This is a genomic window from Chloracidobacterium sp. (assembly GCA_016711345.1).
GTDB lineage: Bacteria > Acidobacteriota > Blastocatellia > Pyrinomonadales > Pyrinomonadaceae > OLB17.
The window spans coordinates 1,727,995-1,752,075 of sequence record JADJTD010000001.1; the positions used below are offsets into that span (position 1 = coordinate 1,727,995).

A 24,081-nucleotide genomic window follows, 5' to 3' on the forward strand; every position below is an offset into this window, starting at 1 on the left:
TCTCTGTGGTGAAATCATTTTATGAAGATCGCGACCTGGAACGTTAATTCCATCAATGTCCGAATGCCGCAATTACTTGACTGGTTAAAGTCAGCCGAACCGGATGTTGCCTGCTTGCAGGAAACAAAGACCGTTGACGACAAATTTCCCGAGGCAGAATTAAAGGCTGCTGGTTATGAGTCGGTTTTCATGGGCCAAAAATCATATAACGGCGTCGCGATCATTTCTAAGCTCCCTATCACTGACACACAAAAGAATTTCCTCGATGACGATGACGAATCGCCAAAACGCCTGATCGCCGCGACCGTTAACGGTATTCGAATAGTCAACACATACGTGCCTAACGGCAGCGAGTTGTGGAGCGATAAATTCAAATTCAAGCTCGACTGGCTGCAGCGTCTTAGAAAGATGTTTGACGAGACCTGTGACGAACAAAAGGATGTGCTTCTATGCGGTGATTTTAACGTCGCTCTAACCGATCTTGATGTTTGGAACCCGGAGGCAATGACCGGCAAGCTTCATTTCTCAAAACCCGAGCGGGCAGCAATTACCAACGTAAAACAATGGGGCTTTACCGATCTGTTTCGCGAGAAGAATGGCGATGTCCGCGAATACTCATGGTGGGACTATCGCGCAGGAGCATGGCAAAAAAATCATGGCTTGCGGATCGATCATATCTGGACATCACCATCGCTTACCGCCAAGGCGACAAATTGTTGGATCGACAGATCGACTCGCGCACTTACGCTGCCAAGTGATCATGCACCTGTTTTAGCGGAGTTCGGTCTCTAACTTTTGATGATGAGTGCATTCAACAGCTCGATCCTCATAGACGTTTTCCGCACTTCCGGAAAACTATTGACATTTCAATTGTCCAAAGAAGAGTATGAGCAACTTGGTTTGCGTCATTTGGTATTTGGGCTTGCCTGCACTTTGGTAGTCGGCATTGGGCGTTGGTGGGATGACCCCGGCGCCAATTTACTACAGCATCTTGGCCTTGGCTCGGTCATCTACATCTTTGTACTTACAGGCATTTTGTTGTTTATCGCCGCGCCGCTTAATCCCGAGAACTGGACATATAAACCTGTTCTCACTTTTGTATCTTTAACTTCGCCACCGGCGTTATTATACGCAATTCCGGTTGAGCGTTTTGCGGACCTTAGTATTGCTCGTTCACTAAATGTCTGGTTCCTTGCCATCGTCGCTACGTGGCGATTAGCATTGCTTTTGTTTTACTTCAAGCAGGCGGCTGGTCTCTCAATCTTTGCGAGCATCGTAGTAACTCTTTTGCCAGTCATTGCAATAGTCACGACCTTAACGGCCTTGAATCTCGAACGAGCTGTGTTCGACATTATGGGAGGGTTACGTGAGTCGGGCACGTCAAATGATGAAGCGTATGGCGTACTTTTCGGCCTTACGTTTTTCTCGATGTTATTGCTGGTTCCAACCTTTATCTGTTATTTGGGATTAATTTTCTTCCGTCGAGATCGTTAGTATGAAGATCGCAACGTGGAACATTAATTCGATCAACTCTCGTATTGAGCATGTCATTGATTGGTGTACACAGAATCAGCCTGATGTTTTGTGTTTGCAGGAAACGAAGTGCGTCGATGAAAAATTCCCGCATGGACGTTTTGATGCGATCGGTTATGAGCATTTGTCGTTTATTGGGGAAAAGGCTTACAACGGCGTCGCGATAATTTCGAAAGAACCACTTACTGATGTCCAGAAGAACTTTCCGAATGACACTGCAACTGCTCCCAAACGCCTGATCGCCGCGACGATCAATAATATTCACATCGTCAATGCCTACGTTCCTCACGGCACCGCGTTAGGCAGTGATAAATTCAGCTACAAACTCGAGTGGATTGCCCGGCTTAGGAAATATCTTGATGAAAGTTTCGAACCGACACAAAATGTTATTCTTTGTGGCGACCTTAATATTGCACCCCACGAATTGGATGTATGGAAGCCGTCATTGTGGAAGGACAAGATCCATTTTACAAAGGCCGAGCGAGACGCTCTCCATGATCTCAAAAAATGGGGTTTTGTTGATGTGTTTCGGCAGATCAACGACGATGCAAAAGAGTTTTCCTGGTGGGACTATTTTCATCATTCATTTGAAAAAGATCGCGGGCTTCGCATTGACCACATCTGGGCTTCGCAGCCGTTTGCAGAACGCTGCTCAGATTGCTGGATCGACAAAGCTCCGCGCGAATTAGATAAACCATCCGATCACGCTCCGGTCGTTGCTGAATTTCGCATTTAGAAAATCCCACTGCGTGGCATCCCAGCTGCTTTTTTATGTAAAGATCAATCTCTCATTCACAATGTCCGTAGGGAGCGGGAGTATACTTGTAGCAGGCGAAAATGATAAGCATTGCAGCATACAAAAAGCAAGAAACCGTTCTGATCCTGCTCAATATGGCGGTTTTAGCCGCACTATTTTCTGTTCATATTGGCTTTATTTCTCTTCTCGGGCGGCCAACCTTTTCTCTTCTGTTGGTTCTGGCTATTCGCTTTTCGATCCTCATATTCGAACTGCTGTGGGTACAGAGGTTGACAGATGAAAGTAGTCCGACCGCGGTCGGCATTCACATTCATCTCTCCATTCTGCTCAATATTTCCTTTGCATTTCTGGCCTCATTGTCAGGCGGTACGGCTGACAGCCATTATTCGGTCTTGATGATCCTCCCTATTCTATCAGCGGCCTATCGCTTTAGTCTGGTTCGCACATTGTTGATCACTGTAGCGATCATTATTCTGACTTTTCTCGAAGTTTGGCTCTTTTTTAAGGCACATCCGCCTGTCGACGTCAGTGAGTACTTTGAGGCCGCAACCGTTTCGCTCGTATTTCTCGTTGTCGCTGTTGTTGTGTGGCTTTTAGTCGGAAGTCTTAGAAATGAAGAGGAAAAGCTCGGGCAAAGTCTCGATGAATTACGACATCTCCAGGAAAGACTTGTGGCAGAGGAAAAATTGGCCGCCGTCGGACAACTGTCTAGTGCGATCGCTCATGAGATAAGAAATCCGGTGACCATGATCGCAAGTTCACTAAAAATGGCCGAACGCCAACCGCTGGATTCTCCTATAAGACAAGAAATGTTCGACATTGCTACTGAAGAAGCAAAGCGTTTGGAAACTCTCACAAATGACTTTCTGGCTTTTGCCCGAAGCAGAGAACCGACAAGGAAAAGAGTCGTCGTTAGCGAGATTATTGACTATATTGCCAGCCTTGCGAAAGCCCTCCTTATCGAAAAAGAATTGACGCTTGATGTCGACTGCGATGGTACGCTTGTATTCGAAATGGATGCCTCGCAGATGCAGCAAGCGTTGCTCAACCTGATCACGAATGCGATCAGCTTTACTCCAAGCAACGGCAGGATTACTCTTGGAGCTTTGCAAAAAGATCGCAGGTCCGTTTTGTTCGTTGCGAATGAAGGCGATCAGATACCTGTCGACCTGGTTTCGAAGATCTTTGAACCGTTTTTTACTCATGGCCCGCGAGGAACGGGCCTAGGCCTCTCGATCGTTCGCAACATCGCCCGGTCGCACGGGGGAGATGTGTTTCTTGCAAATAATGAAAATGATAATGTTAGGTTTGAGATCAGATTCTGAAACTGAAGGTTGGCTAAACTAATGGCACGAATATTGGTCATCGACGATGAACAAAGTATGCGGCGGATATTGACGCTCATACTGCAAGAAGCAGGTCATACCGTGACTGAAGCCCAGGGAATCACTACAGCCCTTGAAGCACTCGCCACGAGCCAGTTTGATCTAGTCATCTCGGATAAAAAAATGCCAGACGGTGATGGATTTGAGGTGTTATCGTACTGTCGTGAAAACGAGCCTTCGCTTCCCGTTGTGATCCTTACCGCTCTTGCCACTGTCGAACTCGCGGTTGAGGCGATGCATGCAGGTGCTTTTGATTTCATTTCAAAACCGTTTGTGCCCGAGGTTGTCACGTCAGTGGCGAAACGCGCAACCGAGCGGACCAAACTCATTCGCGAAAACGAGGTTCTTCGCGAAGAAGCCAAACGTTTCGCATTTGCCGATGAGATACTTGGTGAAAACACTGCAATAAAGGATCTCAAGGAAAAGATAGCCCGCGTTGCCCCGACAAATGCAACTGTACTCATTACCGGCGAGACCGGTACTGGTAAGGAATTGGTTGCCCGCGCGATCCATCGGGGCAGCAGACGGTCGAGTGATACATTTCTCGCAGTAAACTGTGCCGCAGTATCTGAACACTTGCTTGAATCCGAGCTTTTTGGCCACGAAAAAGGCTCATTCACCGGCGCTGACAAACCGCGACAGGGTCTTTTCGAAGCAGCCCACAATGGAACGCTGTTCCTTGATGAAGCGGGTGAAATGTCGCTCGGCCTTCAGGCAAAGCTCCTTCGTGTACTCACTGACGGGCAATTTCTGCGTGTTGGAGCGACGGTTCCCCGAACTGTCGACGTCCGCGTGATCGTCGCAACGCACAGAGATCTGCAGGAGCTTGTCAAAACAGGTTCCTTTCGCGAGGATCTGTTTTACCGTCTTGCCGTGGTCCCGATCGACATACCGCCGCTTAGAGAACGGCGCGAGGACGTGCCGATCCTCGTTGATTTTCTTGTCAAAGAAGTTTCCCGCGAACTCAAGATCAGTCCGCTCCCGATCCATCCGGAGGCCCTCGGAAAGCTGCAGCGGTATCACTTTCCGGGAAATGTTCGAGAACTCAGAAATCTAATCGAGCGGGCATGCATTTTGGCAACGGGCAAGGAGATCACTGCTGAAGATCTCGTACTAGTTTCGGATAAAGTTCCATCCGAAATTGATGTAGATAATGCCGTTAGACTCCCGTCCGGCGTCGACCTACCTGCATATCTCGACTCGGTAGAATCGAAGCTTATTCAACGTGCCCTGCTTGATGCAAATAGCGTTCAGGCCGAGGCTGCCCGGAAGCTCGGCATTTCGCGGAGCGATATCGCCTACAAGATAAAAAAACATGGGCTCTAATTCCATGTAAAAAAATTCAAACGCTTCTCACATTGTTGTATTAAAATTTATACAACAAGCTCCTGTCTCAGGTCACTCCTAATATCTAAAACATTGTAAACAAAGGATTGCGTTAAAAGCAGTCGAAGGCACACGCCTTGCTTTACAGATGGTCGTACAGTTCGATTACTAGATTATTTTGAGGAGATACTGAGATCATGACCATTCGAATACGCACTTTAAATTTATTCGCCGCAGCCTTTGCGGTGACCTTTGCTGCGATCGGCTGTTCGTCGGCCGGGTCAGCAACAACCCCCGGTGCGACGAACACTGCCGCCGCAAACACCGGAACCATAACGCTTGAAAATCTGCAGACCGCCTACGACGGTGAAAGCAACGCGAATGCAAAATACCTCGCTTTTGCGAAAAAAGCTGATGAAGAGGGTTATGCAAAGGTCGCCAGCCTATTCCGTGCTGCCGCACGCGCCGAGGAAATTCATAAGACCAACCATGCCGACGTCATTACAAAAATGGGCGGCACGCCGAAAGCCGAGATCAAACCCGCCGATATTAAGACAACCGCCGAAAATCTGAAAGGATCTATCGAGGGCGAAACCTATGAACGCGACAAGATGTACACGGACTTCCTGGCCGAGGCTCGAAGTGTCGGCAACAAAGACGCGGTTCGCACATTCAACCTTGCAAAAACGGCCGAGGCAGAACACGCCAAGCTTTACACCGAGGCACTCGCAAATCTGAAAGACTGGAAGGGCAGCAAGATAACATTTTTTGTCTGTTCAGTCTGCGGCTTTACGACCAAGGATACAACGATCGAAAAATGTCCCGTCGATTTTACGCCGAAAGAGAAGTTTGAATCGATCAGCTAATTTACAAGGGGGGAGCTGCGGGGGCTAATTCATAACTTTGCTACCGGCACCCGCAGCTTAAGCCTAAAAGGAGAAAATACTATGTTTCCACCCATTCCAAGTTGGGACGGCCTTCATCCAATTATTGTTCACTTTCCGATCGCATTATTGATGGTTGCACCAATCATCATCCTCATTGGAATTCTTATGCCGAAAAGCGGTCGCACATTTTTGATATCCGCCTTTCTCTTAATGCTGATCGGTACAATTGCATGTTTTATTGCTGTATCGACAGGAGAAGCGGCGGGAGAACTTGCCGAACAAATCAACAATGTCGAGTCGGTGCTGGAAGAGCACGAAGAACTCGCCGAAACGACTCGAACGGTGTTCGCCGCCCTGACGGCGATCTTTGGCGTAATAGTTTTCGCTCCGATGCTGTTCAAGAAAGAACTCTCGCGAATGATCTTGATTCCGCTGAACCTTGCGTTCCTCTTATTCTACGGCTCGGGGGTTGTTCTGCTGATGAATACGGCCCATCAGGGCGGACGTCTGGTGCATGAGTTTGGCGTAAGGGCAATGATGACCTCACAAGCAAATACCGGAGCCGTGCCAAACAAAGGAAAAAATGGAGATGATGATGACGATTAATAAACACTGGGAGAAAGTTATGAAGAAAGTAATTATTTTATCTATGACAATTGGACTGGTATCGATGCTGATCGCATGCGGCGGTTCGTCAAAAGAAACAGAGACGCCGAGGCCACAAGCGAACCTCGTTACCTCAAGCTCTAACACGACAATCGCTACTAAAAATGACGGCGACACCGACGATCTTGCTCCTGTAAATCAGGCAAACACAAATAACACGCGCTTGGGCAAGCCGGCGAAATCGGGTGATGCTGACGATTTGAGATCTTCGTCAAAATCGGCAAATTCAAATCGGCCCAACAGCCGCGGCGACGCTGATGACCGAGGCAAAAAGGACACTGACGGTGATGACGATTGATCGTTGAGGCCATAACCTAACTGACCTATATATGTTCGAAAATACGCCGCCGGATCAATTCGGCGGCCTTTTTATGGCCGTTAGCTCCGATCGTGGGGCAGAAAAGGTCACATGTGATCTGGATAACCATTTCGACCACTCATCTGTTGTTGCGGAATTCCGAATTTAGCGGGACCAAAACTATTTCTTACGCCGACGAGTTTCTTCCACGAGAGCCGCAACACCTTGCTTGATAAAATCACGCGTTTTCTCGTCCGTTAAGTTGCCGCTCTCGTCAAATTTACCAGAGGCGCCGCCGATCATTATTTCCGGTTTATTGAGCGGAAACATGTTCAGAAATACCATCACTTGGCGAAGGTGATACTGCATTCTCGCAGTGCCGATCGCTCCGGCTGAAGCTCCCATGATAAGTGCCGGTTTGCCGTCCCACGCCGAGTCGCCGTATGGACGCGAACCCCAATCGATGACGTTCTTTAGATGGCCAGGCACAGAATAGTTATATTCCGGTGACGAGAAGATAACTGCGTCAGCCGCCCTGATCGCGGCCTTGAGTTTAGTAACATTCGCAGGCACATCTTTCTCGCTGTCCTGATTAAACGGCGGAAAATCTGAGATGTCGAATATGTCGATCTCAGCGTCGTCGCCGCAAAGCTGCTGTGCAGCAACGAGAGCACCAGTGTTAAAAGACCCGGCACGCAAACTACCGGAAATACCAATTATTTTTATTTTGTCAGTCATATTATTCCCTATCTAAAACAAGGCTATCACGAATGGTTGGACATGAAGATGCCCAAAAGATTAAACTGTCTTTTGCAGTTTTATGGACATTCGCAAGGCAACTTTGATATTTTTCGGCACCGTCTGCGTCGGGCTTGGTGTTTTGGGCATATTTCTGCCGCTGATGCCGACGACCGTCTTTCTGCTGATGGCGGCATACTGCTATTCGCGAAGTTCCGAACGATTTCATAACTGGCTTTTGAACAATCGCTGGCTCGGCAGATATATCAAAAATTACAAGTCCGGCGAGGGCATCAGCGTTCGGCAAAAAGCTACAACAATAGCTATCCTTTGGGCGTCGATCGGCTTTAGCATCTGGTATGTTGCCGGAGCTTTTTGGCTCACGCTGTTACTAGCCGCTATCGCCATCGGTGTCACGATCCACCTTGTGATGATAAAAACGCATCGCCCAGAATCAACTGTAAACACCCAATCTTCTCCGATCGAAGAAGCCTGATTTCTTACTTCCTCCTCATTAACTCTTTAATTCTCTTCGCAAGCTGCGGCAGCAGCGTTGTCGTTTTAACAAGCGAACCGCTGGCAAATGTTGTTGTCATTTTGCGAAACGTGGCGACGGCGTTTGACGAATACGGCATCCACCATGCGTCAGGCAATAAGGACAGGTGGTTGATATGAATGTGCTGTGGTTGGACGAGTTCCATCAAGCCTTCGCGACCATGTGTGCGTCCGCGGCCGCTGTTCTTAAATCCGCCCCAAGGTGTTTGTGCGATGCCGTGTGTGTAAAGAACTTCGTTGACGCAAACGGAGCCTGCGTCGATCTGACGAGCTACTCTTTCTCCGCGCGATTTGTCATGTGTCCAGACACTTGCGGTTAAGCCAAACTCGCTGTCATTGGCAAGGCGAATCGCTTCTTCTTCCGTTGAAAATGTCGCTATCGGGAGCGTTGGCCCGAACGTCTCTTCCTGCATTGCACGCATGTCGTTCGTAGCACCGCTTATGACGGTCGGCTCGAAGAACAGTGTATTTTTCCCCGCGTCGTGTGTATCGCCCTTACTAACGTGCGGGCTTGTGCAACGGCGACCGCCGGTTTCTATCTTTGCACCAGCGGCGCGGAAATCTTCGACGTGGTCTTCGACGATCGCGATCTGCCGCTCGGACGACATGGCGCCGACGGAAATATCTTCGCGGTCACCAACGCCTTGTTTCAACTCACGTGTTTTTTCAATTATCTTGCGCGTCAATTCTTCGGCGGCGCTTTCCTGAACATACAGACGCTCAACCGACGAACATGATTGTCCTGAATTACAGAACGCTCCCCAGACTGCGGCGCTCGATGCGAGTTCGAGATTGGCATCGGCGAAAACGATCATCGGGTCTTTGCCGCCGAGTTCGAGGACGACTGATGTCAGATTTTTAGCAGCCGCTGCAGCAATTTTCTTACCTGTGGCGACGCTGCCGGTGAACATTATTTTATCGGGGATGGCTTCTACAAGTGCTGCACCGGTTTCACCGGCACCGGTGACGATCTGGACAATGTTCGACAAACTTAAGTTTGTCGGACTTTGAGCCTTTTCAAATATCTCGCCAATCTTTAATCCGGTCAGTGGGGTTAGTTCGGACGGTTTTATGACGACAGTGTTGCCTGCCATCAATGCCATTACGGCTTCGCCAAGCGGTATCGAGAACGGATAATTCCACGCGGGGATGATGCCGACGACACCGAGCGGATGATAAACGATCTTCGATGAACGTCCGAGCAAAGCGTAGAGACCAATGTTGAGTCTTGCCGGCGCGAGCAGTTTTTCCGTGTTGCGGGCAAAATACTGCATCAGGTCGAGCACGGGCGCGATCTCCATCGAGATCGCTTCGCCAAACGGTTTGCCCGATTCGGCAGAGATGAGATGAGCGATCTCGTCCATCTGCGACAAGATCACTTCGCGTGCTTTCATAATGTATGCAGCACGTTCTTTGAATGACGTTTTTTTCCAGTTTTGAAATGCGGATCGTGAGCGCTCGACAGCAGTCTTTACTTCATCCGCCGACATCTGCGGCACACGGCCAACCTCTGCTCCGGTTGCTGGATTGTAGGAGATGACCTCGTCTGTTTTTATTGAGATTACAGCGCTCATTGGCCTGAGACTTCTTTCTGCCTCATGTAGTTATTAAAATGATTAGTGTATTTGCTACCAAACTCAAAGCGGAACACCTCGTTGAACTTCAAACGGTAAACCTTTTCCCACTTGCCTGCGGCATCATAACAATTAATGGAAAAGTGTTTATTTTTAACTTCTACGATGGGGCCCACGTATAACGCACGGTCACCATCCTTGAAAACTACTTCGACTGCCGGCCAAATATCCCGCTTCATTAACACCAAAGCCAGTTGATTGAATGTCTCACACGCATTAAGCCATTTTGCTACTCGTAAACGTTTTAATTGCCCATTTCCAAAAAGTATTTGATTACAGCATCTGTCAAATTTGTTGTCCCTGTACCCCTTGATTGCGTTCCGCGGAAAAACGTTAATTCCGTCGAATTCAAAGTCGCGCATCTCTCCCAATGCTATTAGTTCATTGGACAAATGAAGTACAATCCCGTCGTAGGCATCACCGTCCGGGTGTAGAGTCTTGAATCTCATACACCACTTTTCGTCAAGAGACTTTTTGTATTTTTGTGAAAGACCCATATCAATACACCAGCTTATGCCAACATGTTCTCAATCACGCCGTAACTGGCATCGATAGCTTCGGACAATTTATCTGGTTCGGAGCCGCCGCCTTCGGCCATGTCGGGTTTACCGCCGCCGCGTCCGCCGACTATTGGGGCGATCTCTTTGATCACATTTCCGGCTTTTACGCGGTCAGTCAGGTCGTCGGAAACGCGGACGATGATGCTCACCTTGCCTTCGTCGGTGCGGCCAAGCACAACAACACCGCTCTTTAGTCGAGTGAGCAGTGTATCGGAAAGCTGGCGCGAACCGTTAGCGTCGAGGCCGTCAACGATCTTAGCCATAACCTTGATGCCGTTTATATCTCTTGCTTCGTCACCGTTTGATGAAGAATCGCCAATTGATCCGGTCGCGATCTTTAATTTAAGATCGTCCATTTCCTTACGCGTGCGTTTTAGTTCTTCCTGCAAACGTGCAATAGCGTTGGGCAGATTGTCACGCTGTGTATTCAGCGCGCCTAGCGAAGCGTCGATCAATTTCTCGTCCTCGCGAAACCGGTCGAACGCATCAAAGCCCGTTATCGCACGAATACGCCTTACTCCAGATGCAATTGCTTCGTCCGCCGTGATCTTAAAACTGCCGATGTCACCTGTCGCACGCACATGCGTGCCGCCGCAAAGCTCTTTTGAAAACACGCCGTCGCCGACACTCAACACACGAACGTCAGCTCCGTATTTCTCACCGAAAAGCGCCATCGCACCGCCAGCCATCGCCTCTTCGATGGCCATGATGTTTGTATTTACAGGCTCGTTCTTTAATATCTCGCGATTGACCAGATCTTCGACCTCAGCGATCTCGGCAGCGGTCATTGGCTGGTAGTGTGTAAAATCGAATCGCAATACGTTTGGCGCGACTACCGAACCGCCCTGTTTTACATGCGTTCCTAATACTTCTCTTAACGCCGCGTGAACCAGATGCGTCGCCGTATGATTTCGCCGCGTTGCGTCGCGTTTTTCCGCGTCAACTGTTGCGGTTACGGTATCGCCGACCTTAATTGAGCCTTTATCGACAGTAACTTTGTGAATGATAAGCCCGCTCACAGGCGAATATGTGTCATTGACCGTCGCCCGCAAGTCAGAACCACCTGCGGTAGCGGGTGGTTTAAGATCAGGTTGCGAACTATCCATGTTCAACCGCCCACTACCGTAGGCGGTTCCGACAAGAATGCCAACGTCGCCGACTTGCCCGCCCGCTTCGGCGTAAAACGGTGTCTGATCGAGAATGACACTACCCTGCGCTCCTGTTTTCAATTCGTCGAGCTGCTTTTCGCCGTCAAGGATCGCAACGACCTTTGCGTCGGTCAGATGTGTCGTGTCGTATCCGAGAAACTTATTAGCAGTTATTTTTTCAAGAATTTCAGAATAAATGGGCGACGGCTGTGATTTGCGGGTTGTTTGTCCGACATCGCCTTGTTTTTGAAGTTCTTGCAACGCATTCTCAAAGCGTTCGTTAAAACTATCCTCGTCAAGTTCGAGGCCTTTTTCTTCAAGAAAGACGCGGATCAGGTCACGCGGCGTTCCGAAAGTATCGTAAAGTTTGCCGATCGATAGAAAGAGATCGTCGTTCTTTGTCGTGTTCGGACTGATGCCTAAGTCATTGAGCTTTGAAAGCCCAACAGTCACAGTATTTCCAAAACGCTCTTCTTCGATCCGCACCATTTTGCCGATGAAATCGCGCTGCGTTTCGAGTTCGGGAAACGCCCCGTTCATTTGATCGACGACCGTGTCACAAACCTTGTAAAAGAAAGCGTCTTTTAGGCCGAGGTGTTCGCGACCGTGGTAGATGGCGCGGCGCATTATCTTGCGAAGGACGTAGGTGCGGCCTTCGTTGCCGGGCAAAATGCCGTCGGCGATAGCAAACGCCGTCGAACGCGCATGGTCGGCGATCACGCGGCAGGCAAACTGCTGGGTTTCGGTCAATTTTTCGTAAGAACTCATCATCTAAATAATACAGCAAAAGAGCGCCGCAGAGCAGCGAAGGTCATCAGCCAATACGGTAAACCACAGATATTCGTCGGGCAAGCTGGTGTATCAGTCCACGGTTCTGTGTTCAGTCTTATCCTCAAAAATATCGTTCGTCCTGCGCGCTCGCTGACGCGACCTTGCCTGATAAGCGCGAAACCGGTCGCGCCGCACAAGCGCGCGAATGTAATCGCTCGCCGAGTCGTAAAACTCCGAGCGCCCTTTTTCACGAATGAAGGAAAACATATCCTCTGAAACCGATATATTAATGGTCTTTCTCATTTGACAAATTTCTCCACATCGACCGGACAAAACTACGCGAATATTCCTTGTAAATACCTAATCCAAAACAGGTTATGGCATTTTCTCGTCCGATCTTGTCCTGTTCTGTCCGGCACGGCTGCCGGACAATATAACTCGCCTCTATACAATGGTTTACGGACATTTTTGGCCCTTGTCCGGCCGATTTTAGAAAAAAAGTTTTGCACCACATTGCGCCACACGTAACGATCTGCACAGGACAAAAATTGCCGCGAAACATACGTGCCATATATGCAACAAAGTATCACGCTACAGTGAAAATTGCAAGCATTTTTTTCGAGATAGGTTAAGAAACGCCTTTTGATGAGTCCCAACAGCTTTGAAGTTTTCTGAGCAGAACGATCTGGCCGGCGTGGTAGGCGTTGTGGGTATTGATGTCTGAAATGAGCCGCGCCCATGAACGTGTATTTTCGGATGAAACCTGTTCACTAAATTTGTTCTCATCGGCTACAGCAATCGCTTCGCGAAATTGGTTCATTACTTCGTCAAAGCGCATAACATCAGCCTGCCAATGTTCCTCGGTGTACTCGCCGGTGCTGAAGGTCTCATTGTTGTCGCTAACGTCATATTGGTAATCGACGCCCTTGAATCGCTGTAAATAGGCATTATTGTAGTACGTAAGATGTGATAGCGTTTCCCAAATGCAGTTGACCGAGTCGTCCGGCTTCCAAGATGCCTGCTCAACGCCAAGCCCGTTTATAGCATTGCGAACTGCAACGAACCAGCTATTTTCGTCGTAACATACATTGAATTCTGCAAGCAGTAAATCTTTGATCATGGGTTTAGTGTATTATGACTACGATATGTATATCCAGAGGAGTGAGTGAACTATGAGATCGTTTTTGTCAGCCTTGATGGGCATCGTGTTTTGTTCGTCAGCTTTTGCTCAAATTACGGCGATCAAAGCCGGCCGCATTGTCGATACCGAATCCGGAACATCGAAAACCAACCAGATTTTGCTCGTTGAAAACGGCAAGATAAAGTCCATCGGCGAAAACATCACAATTCCGGCCGGAGCGACTATTATCGACCTGTCAACATCGACCGTGCTGCCGGGATTGTTCGACATGCACACGCATCTTTGCATGGATGTGCAGCCGGGCCGGGACGCGAACCGCTATTATTACACGACGCTCAACGATCCTGATTCCTTTAGATCGATACAGGGAGTTGTAAATGCCCGCACGATGCTTGAGGCCGGATTTACGACTGCCCGTGATATTGGCAACGAAGGCAATTATGCTTGCGTCAGCGTGCGCGCGGCCATCGAGCGCGGGATGATCCCGGGACCGACGTTTTACACCGCGGGCAGAATAATCGCGCCGTATGGCGGCCAATTTCAACTACAGCCGGACAAGCAGAAGTTGGCTGAACCCGAATATTTCTTTGCCGACACACGCGACGAAATGGTCAAGGCGATCCGCGAGAATATTCACTACGGAGCCACGGTGATAAAGATCGTGGTGGACGATCAGCAATACATATATTCGGTCGAAGACATAAAATTTATGGTCGATGAAGCCGCTCGTGCCGGGGTGAAGCTTGCTGCCCATTGCTGGACGCTCCCGGGAGCACGCAATGCGGCGTTGGCCGGCGTCGCATCTATCGAGCACGGATTTGACATGACAGACGAAGTTCTGGAAATTGCAAAACGCAACGGCGTTGTGCTTGTTGGCACCGACTATCTTGCCCTGCGGGATAGCGACAAAAACCACAAACAATGGGTTGACCGACTGCGTCGGGCACACAAGATCGGCGTCACTATGGCCTATGGAACCGATGTGATCGACCAACGTCCCGGCATGACCCGCGGCACCGAAGCGATCGCCGGAATCGATCCATGGGTCGAAGCTGGCGTTCCGCCAAAAGCAATTCTTCAGGCAATGACAATAAACGCGGCAAGGCTTCTTGGCGTCGAAAAGCAACGCGGCGCTCTTCGCGAAGGCCTCGCGGCGGATATTATCGCTGTTCCTGAGAATCCGTTAGAGAATATCAATACGCTTAAGAAGGTTTCGTTTGTGATGAAAAACGGTAAAGTGGTCAAACGGTCGGAACTGTAGAGCTTACGCTAGGGCCTTAGCCTTTTTAACCACATTCTCGACCGTAAAACCATAGTCACGAAACACCTCTTCCGCCGGGGCCGACGCGCCGAAGCGGTCAACGCATAGTGTATCGCCTTTGTCGCCGACGTATTTGTGCCAGCCTTGTGAGACACCGGCTTCAATGGCTAAACGGGCGGTTGTTTTTGGCGGCAGGACTTCTTCGCGGTATTTTTGCGGTTGAGCATCGAAAAATTCCCAACATGGCATAGACACGACGCGAGTCGGTGTTCCTTCGGCGTTTAATTGTGCCCGTGCATCCATGGCGAGGCCGACCTCGGAGCCGGTTGCTATGAGAATGAGCTTCGGCGTTGCTGCCTTGCCTGTTTTGGTCTCTGCCTCAGCCAAAACATACGCGCCTTCGTGCAGGCCTTTTGCGTCCGCGAATTTTTTGCGGTCGATGAGTGCTACCTTTTGACGCGAGAATGAAAGAACTGTCGGTCTTTTCGTGCTTTTTATCGCGGCTCGCCAGGCTTCTCGGGTTTCGTGTGCGTCACACGGGCGGATGACGTCGAGATTGGGTATCGCTCTTAGTGCCGCAAGATGCTCGACAGACTGATGCGTCGGGCCGTCTTCGCCGAGGCCAATCGAGTCGTGCGTGAAAACAAATATCGTCTGTATGTGCGACAGCGCCGCAAGCCTTATCGCCGGACGACAATAATCCGAAAATGTCTGAAACGTCCCGCCAAACGGTATCACGCCGCCGTAAAGAGCCATGCCGTTCATCGCCGAGGCCATTGCGTGTTCGCGGATGCCGTAGTGGACGTTGCGATTCTCGTAGCGGCCCGCCTGTATATCGGCGGACGAATTGATGTATGTGTTGTTCGACGGTTTAAGGTCGGCCGAACCGCCGATAAGCTGCGGCACGGCGGCGGCTATGGCATTAATGACTTCGCCGCTGTAGGCGCGGGTCGCTGCGGCCGCAACACCGTCAAATTTTGGCAAACTGTTTTCCCAACCTGCGACAGGCATTCCAGAGCGGATCTGTTTGAACGCTTCGCCTAACGCAGGATTTGCCTTTTCGTATTTTTTTACCAACGCGTCCCAGTCTTTTTCGCGCTTTGCTCCTGTTTTCACAGCTTCGCGAAAACGAGTGAGAGCCTCTTTCGGTATGTAAAAGGACTTGTTTTCCGGCCAGCCGAGGTTGCGTTTGGTTTCTTTTACTGCCTCTGCTCCGGGAGCGTCAGAGTGAGCCTTGCTCGTGCCCTGTTTCGGCATTCCAAAGCCGATGATAGTGTGAACGCGGATCAGCGACGGTTTGTCTTTTACTTTTTGAGCTTCTTTTATCGCGGCTTCTATAGCCTTTAGATCGTTGCCGTCTTTGACGTCCACAACATGCCAACCAGCAGCAACAAAGCGCTTTGTCCTGTCCTCGGTAAACGCTAGATCGGTCGAACCGTCGATCGTGATCTGGTTATCGTCATAGAGATAGATCAGATTGCCGAGTTTGAGGTGACCGGCGAGACTGGCCGCTTCGTAACTGACGCCTTCCATCAGATCGCCGTCCGAGCAGATGCAGTAAATGTAGTTATCGACTACGGACAGGCCGCGTTTATTAAATCTAGCGGCAAGATGAGCCTCCGCGATGCCCATGCCAACGCCGTTCGCAAACCCTTGTCCAAGTGGACCAGTCGTCACCTCAACGCCCGGCGTGAGAATATTCTCAGGATGTCCCGGCGTTTTTGAATGCAACTGACGAAACTGTTTCAGATCATCAAGCGAAAGATCGTAACCCGTCAGATGCAGCAGCGAATAGATCAGCATCGAACCGTGGCCACCAGACAAAATGAACCGGTCGCGGCCAAACCATTTTGGATTTTTCGGATTGTGCTTTAGGAACTTGGTCCACAATACATAAGCCGCCGGCGCCATGCCCAAAGGCAATCCCGGATGTCCGGAATTTGCCTTTTGTATCGCGTCAAGCGAGAGTGTGCGGATCGTATTGATGCAAAGCTGGTCAATGTCGGTTTTTTTTACGGTCTTCATGGTTTTCTTTTCAAAAGCGAATCGTAAACTGCTCCGTGCTTCTTTCGCTCTAATTTATAGATCTTGTGACACTTGGGATGATATTCGGTTTTTGCTGCTTCGGGTGTCGATAAATTTTCGATGCTTCCTATTTTGCCAATACTTTCGAGCACAAGCAAAACAGCACCGCGGGAAGATGATTCCGAGGCATTATTCATTAACAAATCACGTCCGAAAACGTCAGCAATTATCTGCGTCCAAACAGGCGATTCGCGCGACGCGCCGCCGGACGCGACGATCTGTTTTATCTTAACCACTGAGTTTAGTTGGTCGAATATTTCAGCGAAACGATACGCGACCGATTCCATCGCGGCTTGCATAATATCTATGGAATCGTGGGAAGAATTAAGTCCAAGGACGGCTCCGCCAGCATTTTCATTGTAGCCCGTGCTTCGTTCGCCAAAGAAAAATGGCATGAAGCCGAGGCCGTGAAATGCGGCACCGCGCTTACGCATATCGGCCTCAGCGTTTTTTGGCAGTTTTAGATTTTTTTTCAGCCAAGCGTACAAATTACCGCCATCGGACAAAGCTCCGCCGATAATGACGCGATTGCGATCGATGCGATAGCACCATAGGCCGTCGGGAATGTTTTTTGGCGGGTCGCCTTTGTATGCGACACGCATTGCAGCCGAAGTGCCGATCATTAACGCAGCTTTGTTTTTAGTAACACATCCAGCTCCGATGTTGTCGGCCATGCCGTCGCCGATCGCGGGGAACCATTCTGCTTGTTTGAGTCGAGGCCATCGTTTTGCAAAAGTTTTGTTAAGGGTGCATGTCGTGGAATCGGTGTCTGTGATACTCGGTAACGAAGACGTTTTGAGCTTGAGGTATTTCAAAAGCTCGGAGTCCCAAATACATCTTCTAATATCAAAAATGCCGGTCGCCGACGCCATCGAAATGCTTGTTGCGGCTTCACCAAACAGTCTCAATGCAACAAAGTCGCTAAACGAAAGCCATTTCGCAGTTTTTGCGAATGTGTCTGGAAATTCTCTGCGAAGCCAGATTAATTTCGCCGGCCAGAAGCTAGAATGAAAATGCGCGCCTGTGCGGTTGTGGAGCGTCTTTTCGTCAAAGCGCTTTTTCAAAACTGCGCTGTATTTACGGCTACGAGTGTCTGCCCAGCCAAATACCTTTGTAGTCGGCTTTCCTTTCGCATCCACGCCGACGAGACTGTGCAGAAAGGCACACGAAGCAACGTATCCGATCTCGCCTTTCACCTTTTCCGACTTTTTGAGAATTGCGTCAACGGCCTTTGTGATCTGAGACAACGCTTTTTCAGCGTCCATTTCAGAACCGCCATCTTTTGTTGCGGTAAAAGAGTGTTCGATTTTAACGGACATTTTTGGCAGCGGCTGAGCGTTGCTGTCAAATAGCGACACACGGACGCTCGACGAGCCGATGTCGAGAGCGAGTATCAAAGGAAGTTCCACGTTTTAATTAGGGAAGCAAAAATTTCCGAATAGCTAATCTAGCACCTTCTTAAACCACCATCGCAGGCCGACAAACAGAAAACGATAGTCTTTCATAAACTCGGGCGGCTTGCCTTCGAAATAGTGTCCGATGAATTGCAGCAACCAGCCTAATACAAACAAAATGAGTGCCGTAAGCCACATTCCCGGTTCAAAGAAAAATGTTGGTATCAACATGATCGATAGAGCGATCATCGGTATGCCGAAAGCATGAGTCAGTTTGTTGATCGGATGCTGATGACTTTCGGAATATTCATCTATCCATTCGTCCCAAGTTCGTCCGCCCATCATATGATTTCTCCGTAAGTTTTGCGTCGATTTTACACCAAATTTATTTTCGGTGCATGATTTTTACTTGCAGATCATCGCTAAGATCAACTGTTTTCTCGATCTCGAATTCATCGAGAAAATTCTTTGGCATAAACGTGTCTGCACCTTCGACTGTTTCGGGAACAAAGGTCACGATCCATTTTTCGATCACGTCGGCAAACGATTCATAGACCTGTGCTCCGCCGATAATAAAGACATCTTTGATTAGCAGCTTTGAAAGTTCGACAACCTCTTCAACGCTGTTGAGTTTCATCACATCTGGCGGCGTTTCAACATTGGAGCGGCTCAACACGACATTAAGACGGTTAGGCAGCGGTTTACCGATCGAGCGCCATGTATTCGAACCCATTACAATGGCGTTTCCTGTCGTTGTTTCTTTGAAAAATTTTAAGTCGGCGCTGTAGTGCCACGGCAATTTGCCGTCCTTGCCGATGGCGTGATTTTTTGAAATGGCGACGATGCCAATGATCATAAGAAATTTTTAACGCAGAGACGCAAAGACCGCAAAGAGAAAAAACCGATACTAGATCGACTTGCCTTTAAACACGGCAACCTCTGACCCTTTTGCGAGCAAAACGGAATACGGAACAGCACCGCTAAGAAACCCAAACTCCTTTCCATACGTTTTGGCAAAATCAACGTCGATCAATTCATTTTTGACGGAGAAGAGCTCCCATTTTGGATGCTCGACCTTGTATTCGTCAACGCGGTTTCCATCACGTTTTGTGTAGCCCCAATAGTGTTCGATTATGAATTCGCCATGTGACCCAACCGCCGGAACACCGACGCTTTTGTCGATCTCGATGCTGAGACGATTGTCGATGTCATTCTTTGACCAATTATACGCGACCGTACTTTCGGTTTTAGAATGCGCCATATGCCAGCATTCGTAAGGTTCGCCGTAAACAACACGTGCAACGGTCGCAATAGCAAAACGCGGAACGATCTCCTTCACAAAACACACGGCACGGCGGATCTCACCATCGACTTCGCGTTTGATATAAAAGCGAAGATTTACCTCTTCGAAATTGATATGAAAAGGTATAGGCAGGCCCAACACTCGCGTGTCCAAAAACATAAATCCAACGAGGCTGACAAAACACTTTCCTTCGTTCAGATCTAACTGAGTGCCCGCAGGAAGTCGCGATGCAAGCAGCGACGGCTCAACCTCGTAGTTCGCCATTATCAGATCTTGCCAGCGGGCTGTTAGAAATTTTTGCATCTTAAAGGTCATGCCCTTACCCCGTGCGGGGTTCTGCAATATGTCGTTTGTCTCCTGCGCGGGTTGTTATATGTTCACGGTCAAAATATTCTAGCAGTGGGATCGCGTACTTGCGCGAAATGCCTGCGAGTTCTTTGAACTTTGGCACGTCGATAAGACGATCGTTTGTCGTTGCCGCAAACTGTTTTAGTTGGTCTGCTAATTTGTCTATAGCATTTTTAGCAAAATAGAATGTGTCGGTAACTTTTACGATCTCGCCGGAATCGAGAAACATTTGAAACAGCTTTCGCGCCTGCGGCATCTGCAATTTAGTTCCCGCGAGCGATTCTGCAAGAGCTTCTTCAAGCTTAGGAACTTCCAAATCCGCCGATCTGTATGTTGACAGAATTTTATCGCTAAATGCTGCCTCTTCGGGTGAAAGTTTTTGATGATACGAGTCGATTCGGATCGTTTCCTTGTCGAGACTGATTCGTTTTGTCGATTGCAATGAGTCAACTACCGAATGAAAAATCTCAATCGGCAAAAATGCGAACAGCTTTTCGCGGAGAGCCTCGCGCGCGATTCCTTTTGCCAACGGTTCGCGAACGTGAAATTCTTCAATGGTCGTTTCGACCGAACTTAATAACTTCGTGAATTCGCCTGAGGAAACATTTCGTCCATTTGCCTCGACTAAATTATTGGAAGCCAGATTGGCATCGACTGAGGCTTCTAGGATCTCTTTTCTCAATGCCGTGCGTGCCTGGACTTCAGCAAAGTTGAATCCTGATGCTCCGGCAGCATTGACAAGCAATCTCACTCTTTCGTTGATGTCATCGAAAGCAGTCAGCATATTTGCAAGGTAATGTCGGACAGCCTCATTTTCTTTATGCCGATGCTTTTCGGCAAAGGCATCGATCACGCTCCCGCCCGCGATCGTCGCTTGCGGTGAGTAGCTGCGAATAATAAATCTTTCACTTGGCACTGTAAGAACCTGTGTTTCAAGCCGCAATTGAGCAAAGTCCTTGCTGCCCGGAGCGATCTCGCCGGAGTTATTTAACACTTGTATTCGAGCGAGTACCTCTGTCGTTCCGATGTGGACGCGAACACGCTGGCGGGAACGCAACGATTTTGCAGCGGTTGTCAGAACCTCGATCTCCGCGTCAATGATCTGCGTTGAACGCAGTGTGTCCAATGGAACAAGGGTCATTCCACGCGTTATTTTCGAATGATCTATTCCGCCAAGATTTACAGCAATACGTTGTCCGGCCATGGCTGTTTTTACTGCTTTGCCGTGAGTCTGAAGGCCGCGGACACGCACTTTGACAGCATTCGGAAGTAATTCTAATTCGGTGCCTTCGGAAATTTCGCCTGAGGCAAGCGTGCCGGTTACGACCGCACCAAAACCTTTCATCGAAAAGCTTCGGTCAATTGGCAAACGAAGCACGAGTTGATCTTTTCGAACGGGCAGCGACGTGGCGATCTGCCGAATGACGGTTTTTAGCTGATCGATTCCGGTGCCGGTGCGTGAACTTACCCCGACCACAGGCGCATTTTCGAGAAATGAATTTGAAACAAGCTCGGCCGTGCCTAATTTTGCCAACTCAAGAGTTTGCTCATCGACAAGATCAGTTTTTGTGAGAACTATAACGCCTGCATTTATTCCGAGCAGACGGCATATATCAAAATGCTCGCGGGTCTGAGGCATCACGCCTTCGTCCGCTGCGATGACGAGCATTACGAGGTCGACGCCGTTCGCACCGGCGAGCATGTTCTTTACAAAACGCTCGTGTCCAGGTACGTCAACAAAGCCGCAATGCACATCGCCAAACGTCATTTCGGCAAACCCAAGATCGACGGTAATGCCGCGACGTTTTTCCTCAGGCAAACGATCTGCATCCACACCGGTCAACGCTTTAACAAGGGCTGTCTTGCCGTGATCAATATGTCCTGCGGTGCCGATTATTACGTCCATAGCGCGCGAAGAAATTACTTGGTTTTGTCGAATTCTTCAAGCTTGCGGTAGAGTGTTTTGCGGCCGATATTAAGCAATCTGGCCGCACGCGATTTGTCGCCTTGGGTGTAATCGAGCGTGGCTTCGATGACCTGTTTTTCGATCTCATCCATTGCTGACGGCAGTTCGATCTGGATTCCGATCGCTCGGCCTTCGCCGGCGGCAGTCGCGCGTTCCTGACGAGCGTGGGCAAATGCTTCGGAGGCTTTTCGGCTGATCGCCTCAGGCAGATCGTCAAGTTCAATTTGTCGGCCTGAAGCAATGATTATTGCCCGCTCTATGGCATTCTCAAGCTCGCGCACATTTCCCGGCCAGTCGTAATTCACGAGTGCACGCATTGCTTCCTTTGAGATACCTGAAACAAAACGTCCCGATTTTGTCTTATATTCTTCGAGAAAATGAAAGACGAGAAGGTGGACATCCTCGATCCGTTCGCGGAGCGGAGGCACCGAAATCGGGAAAACGGAAAGTCGATAATAAAGGTCCTTTCTAAAGGTTCCTTCCTCGATAGCTTTTTCAAGATCGATGTTTGTGGCCGCGATCACACGAACGTCGGTTTTTACCACCTGCTTGCCGCCGACGCGCGTCAATTCTCCATCCTGCAGCACGCGAAGCAGTCCGACCTGCGCCTGCAAAGACATTTCTCCGATCTCGTCCAAGAAAAGCGTACCACCATTCGCCTCTTCAAAACGGCCTTGCCTTTGAGAACGAGCATCGGTAAACGCACCTTTTTCGTGGCCAAAAAGTTCTGATTCAAGAAGCGTTTCAGGGATCGCGCCGCAGTTGATCTTTATGAACGGCTTATTTTCGCGGCCAGAATTGTAGTGAATGAGATTGGCGATGAGTTCTTTGCCTGTGCCGGATTCGCCCAGCACCAACACGGTCGTATTTGTGTCGGCAACATTCAATCCCAGCTCGACCGCACGCCGAATGCCTGGAGCCTGGCCCATTACCTCACTCTGCCGCTGATGCAGTTCGCTTCTGAGACGCATCACTTCGGTCGATAGTTGGTCGCGTTCGAGCGCAGTGCCGATCTGGTCGGCGATGCCTTCGACGAGAGCGACATCGTGCTCTCCAAACCGGCTTTCCTTGCTCCATACAAAGCCCAAAAGGCCGAATGCCTTTCCGCCTACTTCGACTGGCGTGACAAGCGCCGAGTTTCCGTGCAGTTGAGTATTAAAAAATAGCCTGATCGCAAATGGCATTTGCGAATCGATCAAACGCATAGTTTTGCCGTCGCGCAAAAGATCGCTAAGGACCGAGAATGTATCAATATCGACGGACTTATTGTGTTGCTCGATAAATTTGAGGACGCGGCCGAGCTTGATGCCATCAGCCGACTTAAATGACGCGAGCGAAATGCGCTTTCCACTCTGATCGAGGACGCCCAAAGCACCGTAGTCGGCACCCACAAGGCCGATCGCCCTTTCCATTACCAGATCCGAAACCTCTTTGAAATCCGAATGCGAATTCAGCGTGTTGGCGATCTCGAGCAGTGCATTTGTTCGCCGGCCTTCCTGTTCTTGTGTGACGTAAAGACTGGTGTATTGATAACCAATGGCCAAATGCCGAGCGATGGACTCGAGAAAGGCAACTTCTTCGTCGAGCCACACGCGCGCCTTTTTAGTGTCATGCAGCCCCAAAAGGCCCAAAACTTTACCGCTCAGCATGATCGGTATGATCAAAAGCGAACGCGTTTCAAGCGCCTTTGCAAAAAACTTCAGCGTGTCGTCTTTGTTTTTTGAGATGTCGTTGAAACGGATCGGTTTTGACACGTCGAAACGTTCTTTTAATTTATCGGCATCAAAAGGTATTTTTGTGCCCTGGCTTTTTGGAACGGATTTGTCGCGGCGCCATTCGTGGCTGATGACGAGTTCACGGCCTTCGGAAAGCTGAAGCAAGTCGCAGCGATCGGCCTCAAGCATGCGTCCGATCTCGGAAACCACAACGTTCAAGAATCTTTCCAGCTCAATATTTGTAGGCAGGTCGCGAGCCAGACGGTCGATGATGCCCTCGCGGGCCTCATGCATTTTGATCTTGCGCTCCAGTGAAAGTGCAGGCTCTGACATCATAAAATTACTGTGCGGACTTGCATCAAAGATGTCAAGTTGACACATCTTGGAGGCAGGGTGTGTATTTTCGCACCATCGATTATTTTTTCGGTTTATTCGGAAAACTCCACGTAACCGGCACTGGAAGTCATTTAGAGCTCGGATCTTTTGTATGCCGCGATTTTTTTACACGCACACTCAGCTGTGAAAAAAACTTCTTTGTATTGAGTTTATTTTGTTGTATCATTTCGCCAGAACTTAGATTTTGTTCGAAAATCCAACGTACTTCTTTCGT

24 protein-coding genes are annotated in these 24,081 nt (G+C 49.3%); 11 read left to right on the forward strand and 13 right to left on the reverse strand.

From position 1 onward, the window contains the following. Positions 1-21: 21 nt before the first annotated feature. The 9 genes from xth (IPL32_07105) to IPL32_07145 all read left to right on the forward strand — a co-directional run bounded on the left by xth (IPL32_07105) (position 22) and on the right by IPL32_07145 (position 7,021). Positions 22-792, forward strand: a complete 771-nt coding sequence (gene xth / locus IPL32_07105) for an exodeoxyribonuclease III (protein MBK8465584.1) — start codon at positions 22-24, stop codon at positions 790-792. A gap of 6 nt (positions 793-798) precedes the next feature. Then, positions 799-1,494, forward strand: a complete 696-nt coding sequence (locus IPL32_07110) for a hypothetical protein (GenBank protein ID MBK8465585.1) — start codon at positions 799-801, stop codon at positions 1,492-1,494. Beyond that, on the forward strand, positions 1,487-2,269 hold the full coding sequence (gene xth / locus IPL32_07115; GenBank protein MBK8465586.1) for an exodeoxyribonuclease III: 783 nt from the start codon (positions 1,487-1,489) through the stop codon (positions 2,267-2,269). The genes IPL32_07110 and xth (IPL32_07115) overlap by 8 nt, the downstream gene beginning before the upstream one ends. A 101-nt stretch (positions 2,270-2,370) precedes the next feature. Beyond that, positions 2,371-3,615, forward strand: a complete 1,245-nt coding sequence (locus IPL32_07120; protein MBK8465587.1) for a hypothetical protein — start codon at positions 2,371-2,373, stop codon at positions 3,613-3,615. A 21-nt stretch (positions 3,616-3,636) separates the two neighbouring features. Next, positions 3,637-5,001 (forward strand): sigma-54-dependent Fis family transcriptional regulator, encoded by a 1,365-nt coding sequence (locus IPL32_07125; GenBank protein MBK8465588.1) that lies wholly within the window; start codon positions 3,637-3,639, stop codon positions 4,999-5,001. 197 nt (positions 5,002-5,198) lie between these two features. After that, positions 5,199-5,867 (forward strand): rubrerythrin family protein, encoded by a 669-nt coding sequence (locus tag IPL32_07130; protein MBK8465589.1) that lies wholly within the window; start codon positions 5,199-5,201, stop codon positions 5,865-5,867. Positions 5,868-5,948: 81 nt separating this feature from the next. Beyond that, entirely contained in the window at positions 5,949-6,494 is a 546-nt protein-coding gene (locus IPL32_07135) for a hypothetical protein (GenBank protein ID MBK8465590.1), read from the forward strand. Between the two features lie 19 nt (positions 6,495-6,513). Beyond that, positions 6,514-6,852, forward strand: a complete 339-nt coding sequence (locus IPL32_07140) for a hypothetical protein (GenBank protein MBK8465591.1) — start codon at positions 6,514-6,516, stop codon at positions 6,850-6,852. A gap of 31 nt (positions 6,853-6,883) precedes the next feature. Further along, positions 6,884-7,021, forward strand: coding sequence for a hypothetical protein (locus IPL32_07145; GenBank protein ID MBK8465592.1), 138 nt, complete (start codon positions 6,884-6,886; stop codon positions 7,019-7,021). A gap of 11 nt (positions 7,022-7,032) precedes the next feature. On the opposite strand, the gene IPL32_07150 is transcribed toward IPL32_07145, so the two are convergent. Beyond that, positions 7,033-7,590 (reverse strand): NAD(P)H-dependent oxidoreductase, encoded by a 558-nt coding sequence (locus tag IPL32_07150; GenBank protein ID MBK8465593.1) that lies wholly within the window; start codon positions 7,588-7,590, stop codon positions 7,033-7,035. Between the two features lie 82 nt (positions 7,591-7,672). Between IPL32_07150 and IPL32_07155 the strand changes: the two genes are divergently transcribed. After that, positions 7,673-8,086, forward strand: coding sequence for a YbaN family protein (locus tag IPL32_07155; protein ID MBK8465594.1), 414 nt, complete (start codon positions 7,673-7,675; stop codon positions 8,084-8,086). Between the two features lie 4 nt (positions 8,087-8,090). On the opposite strand, the gene IPL32_07160 is transcribed toward IPL32_07155, so the two are convergent. The 5 genes from IPL32_07160 to IPL32_07180 form a co-directional block, all read right to left on the reverse strand. Then, entirely contained in the window at positions 8,091-9,719 is a 1,629-nt protein-coding gene (locus IPL32_07160) for an aldehyde dehydrogenase family protein (GenBank protein MBK8465595.1), read from the reverse strand. Continuing rightward, on the reverse strand, positions 9,716-10,276 hold the full coding sequence (locus IPL32_07165; protein ID MBK8465596.1) for a hypothetical protein: 561 nt from the start codon (positions 10,274-10,276) through the stop codon (positions 9,716-9,718). Before IPL32_07165 ends, IPL32_07160 begins: the two co-directional genes overlap by 4 nt. A gap of 14 nt (positions 10,277-10,290) precedes the next feature. Next, entirely contained in the window at positions 10,291-12,258 is a 1,968-nt protein-coding gene (alaS, locus tag IPL32_07170) for an alanine--tRNA ligase (GenBank protein ID MBK8465597.1), read from the reverse strand. A gap of 90 nt (positions 12,259-12,348) precedes the next feature. Then, positions 12,349-12,561: a hypothetical protein gene (locus IPL32_07175; GenBank protein ID MBK8465598.1), complete on the reverse strand. Its 213-nt coding sequence runs from the start codon at positions 12,559-12,561 to the stop codon at positions 12,349-12,351. A 325-nt stretch (positions 12,562-12,886) separates the two neighbouring features. Beyond that, the gene (locus IPL32_07180) at positions 12,887-13,378 is read right to left on the reverse strand and encodes a DinB family protein (protein MBK8465599.1); all 492 of its coding nucleotides are present in this window, start codon (positions 13,376-13,378) and stop codon (positions 12,887-12,889) included. A 52-nt stretch (positions 13,379-13,430) separates the two neighbouring features. Here IPL32_07180 and IPL32_07185 point away from each other — a divergent pair, with 52 nt between their 5' ends. Next, a complete protein-coding gene (locus tag IPL32_07185) occupies positions 13,431-14,660 on the forward strand; it encodes an amidohydrolase family protein (GenBank protein ID MBK8465600.1) in 1,230 nt (409 codons plus the stop codon). Positions 14,661-14,663: 3 nt separating this feature from the next. Here the strand turns inward: IPL32_07185 and tkt are convergent, their stop codons facing one another. The 7 genes from tkt to IPL32_07220 are packed head-to-tail and all read right to left on the reverse strand — an operon-like array spanning position 14,664 to position 23,807. Then, positions 14,664-16,685 (reverse strand): transketolase, encoded by a 2,022-nt coding sequence (tkt, locus tag IPL32_07190; GenBank protein ID MBK8465601.1) that lies wholly within the window; start codon positions 16,683-16,685, stop codon positions 14,664-14,666. Further along, positions 16,682-18,154, reverse strand: a complete 1,473-nt coding sequence (locus IPL32_07195; GenBank protein MBK8465602.1) for a gluconokinase — start codon at positions 18,152-18,154, stop codon at positions 16,682-16,684. The genes tkt and IPL32_07195 overlap by 4 nt, the downstream gene beginning before the upstream one ends. A gap of 33 nt (positions 18,155-18,187) precedes the next feature. Next, complete coding sequence (locus IPL32_07200; protein MBK8465603.1) at positions 18,188-18,484, reverse strand: DUF962 domain-containing protein; 297 nt, start codon at positions 18,482-18,484, stop codon at positions 18,188-18,190. 40 nt (positions 18,485-18,524) lie between these two features. Continuing rightward, complete coding sequence (locus tag IPL32_07205) at positions 18,525-18,995, reverse strand: dihydrofolate reductase (protein MBK8465604.1); 471 nt, start codon at positions 18,993-18,995, stop codon at positions 18,525-18,527. Between the two features lie 51 nt (positions 18,996-19,046). Next, on the reverse strand, positions 19,047-19,745 hold the full coding sequence (locus tag IPL32_07210) for a DUF2071 domain-containing protein (GenBank protein MBK8465605.1): 699 nt from the start codon (positions 19,743-19,745) through the stop codon (positions 19,047-19,049). Positions 19,746-19,761: 16 nt separating this feature from the next. Next, positions 19,762-21,696 (reverse strand): selenocysteine-specific translation elongation factor, encoded by a 1,935-nt coding sequence (gene selB, locus IPL32_07215; GenBank protein ID MBK8465606.1) that lies wholly within the window; start codon positions 21,694-21,696, stop codon positions 19,762-19,764. A 14-nt stretch (positions 21,697-21,710) separates the two neighbouring features. Further along, a complete protein-coding gene (locus IPL32_07220) occupies positions 21,711-23,807 on the reverse strand; it encodes a sigma 54-interacting transcriptional regulator (protein MBK8465607.1) in 2,097 nt (698 codons plus the stop codon). Positions 23,808-24,081: the final 274 nt, after the last annotated feature.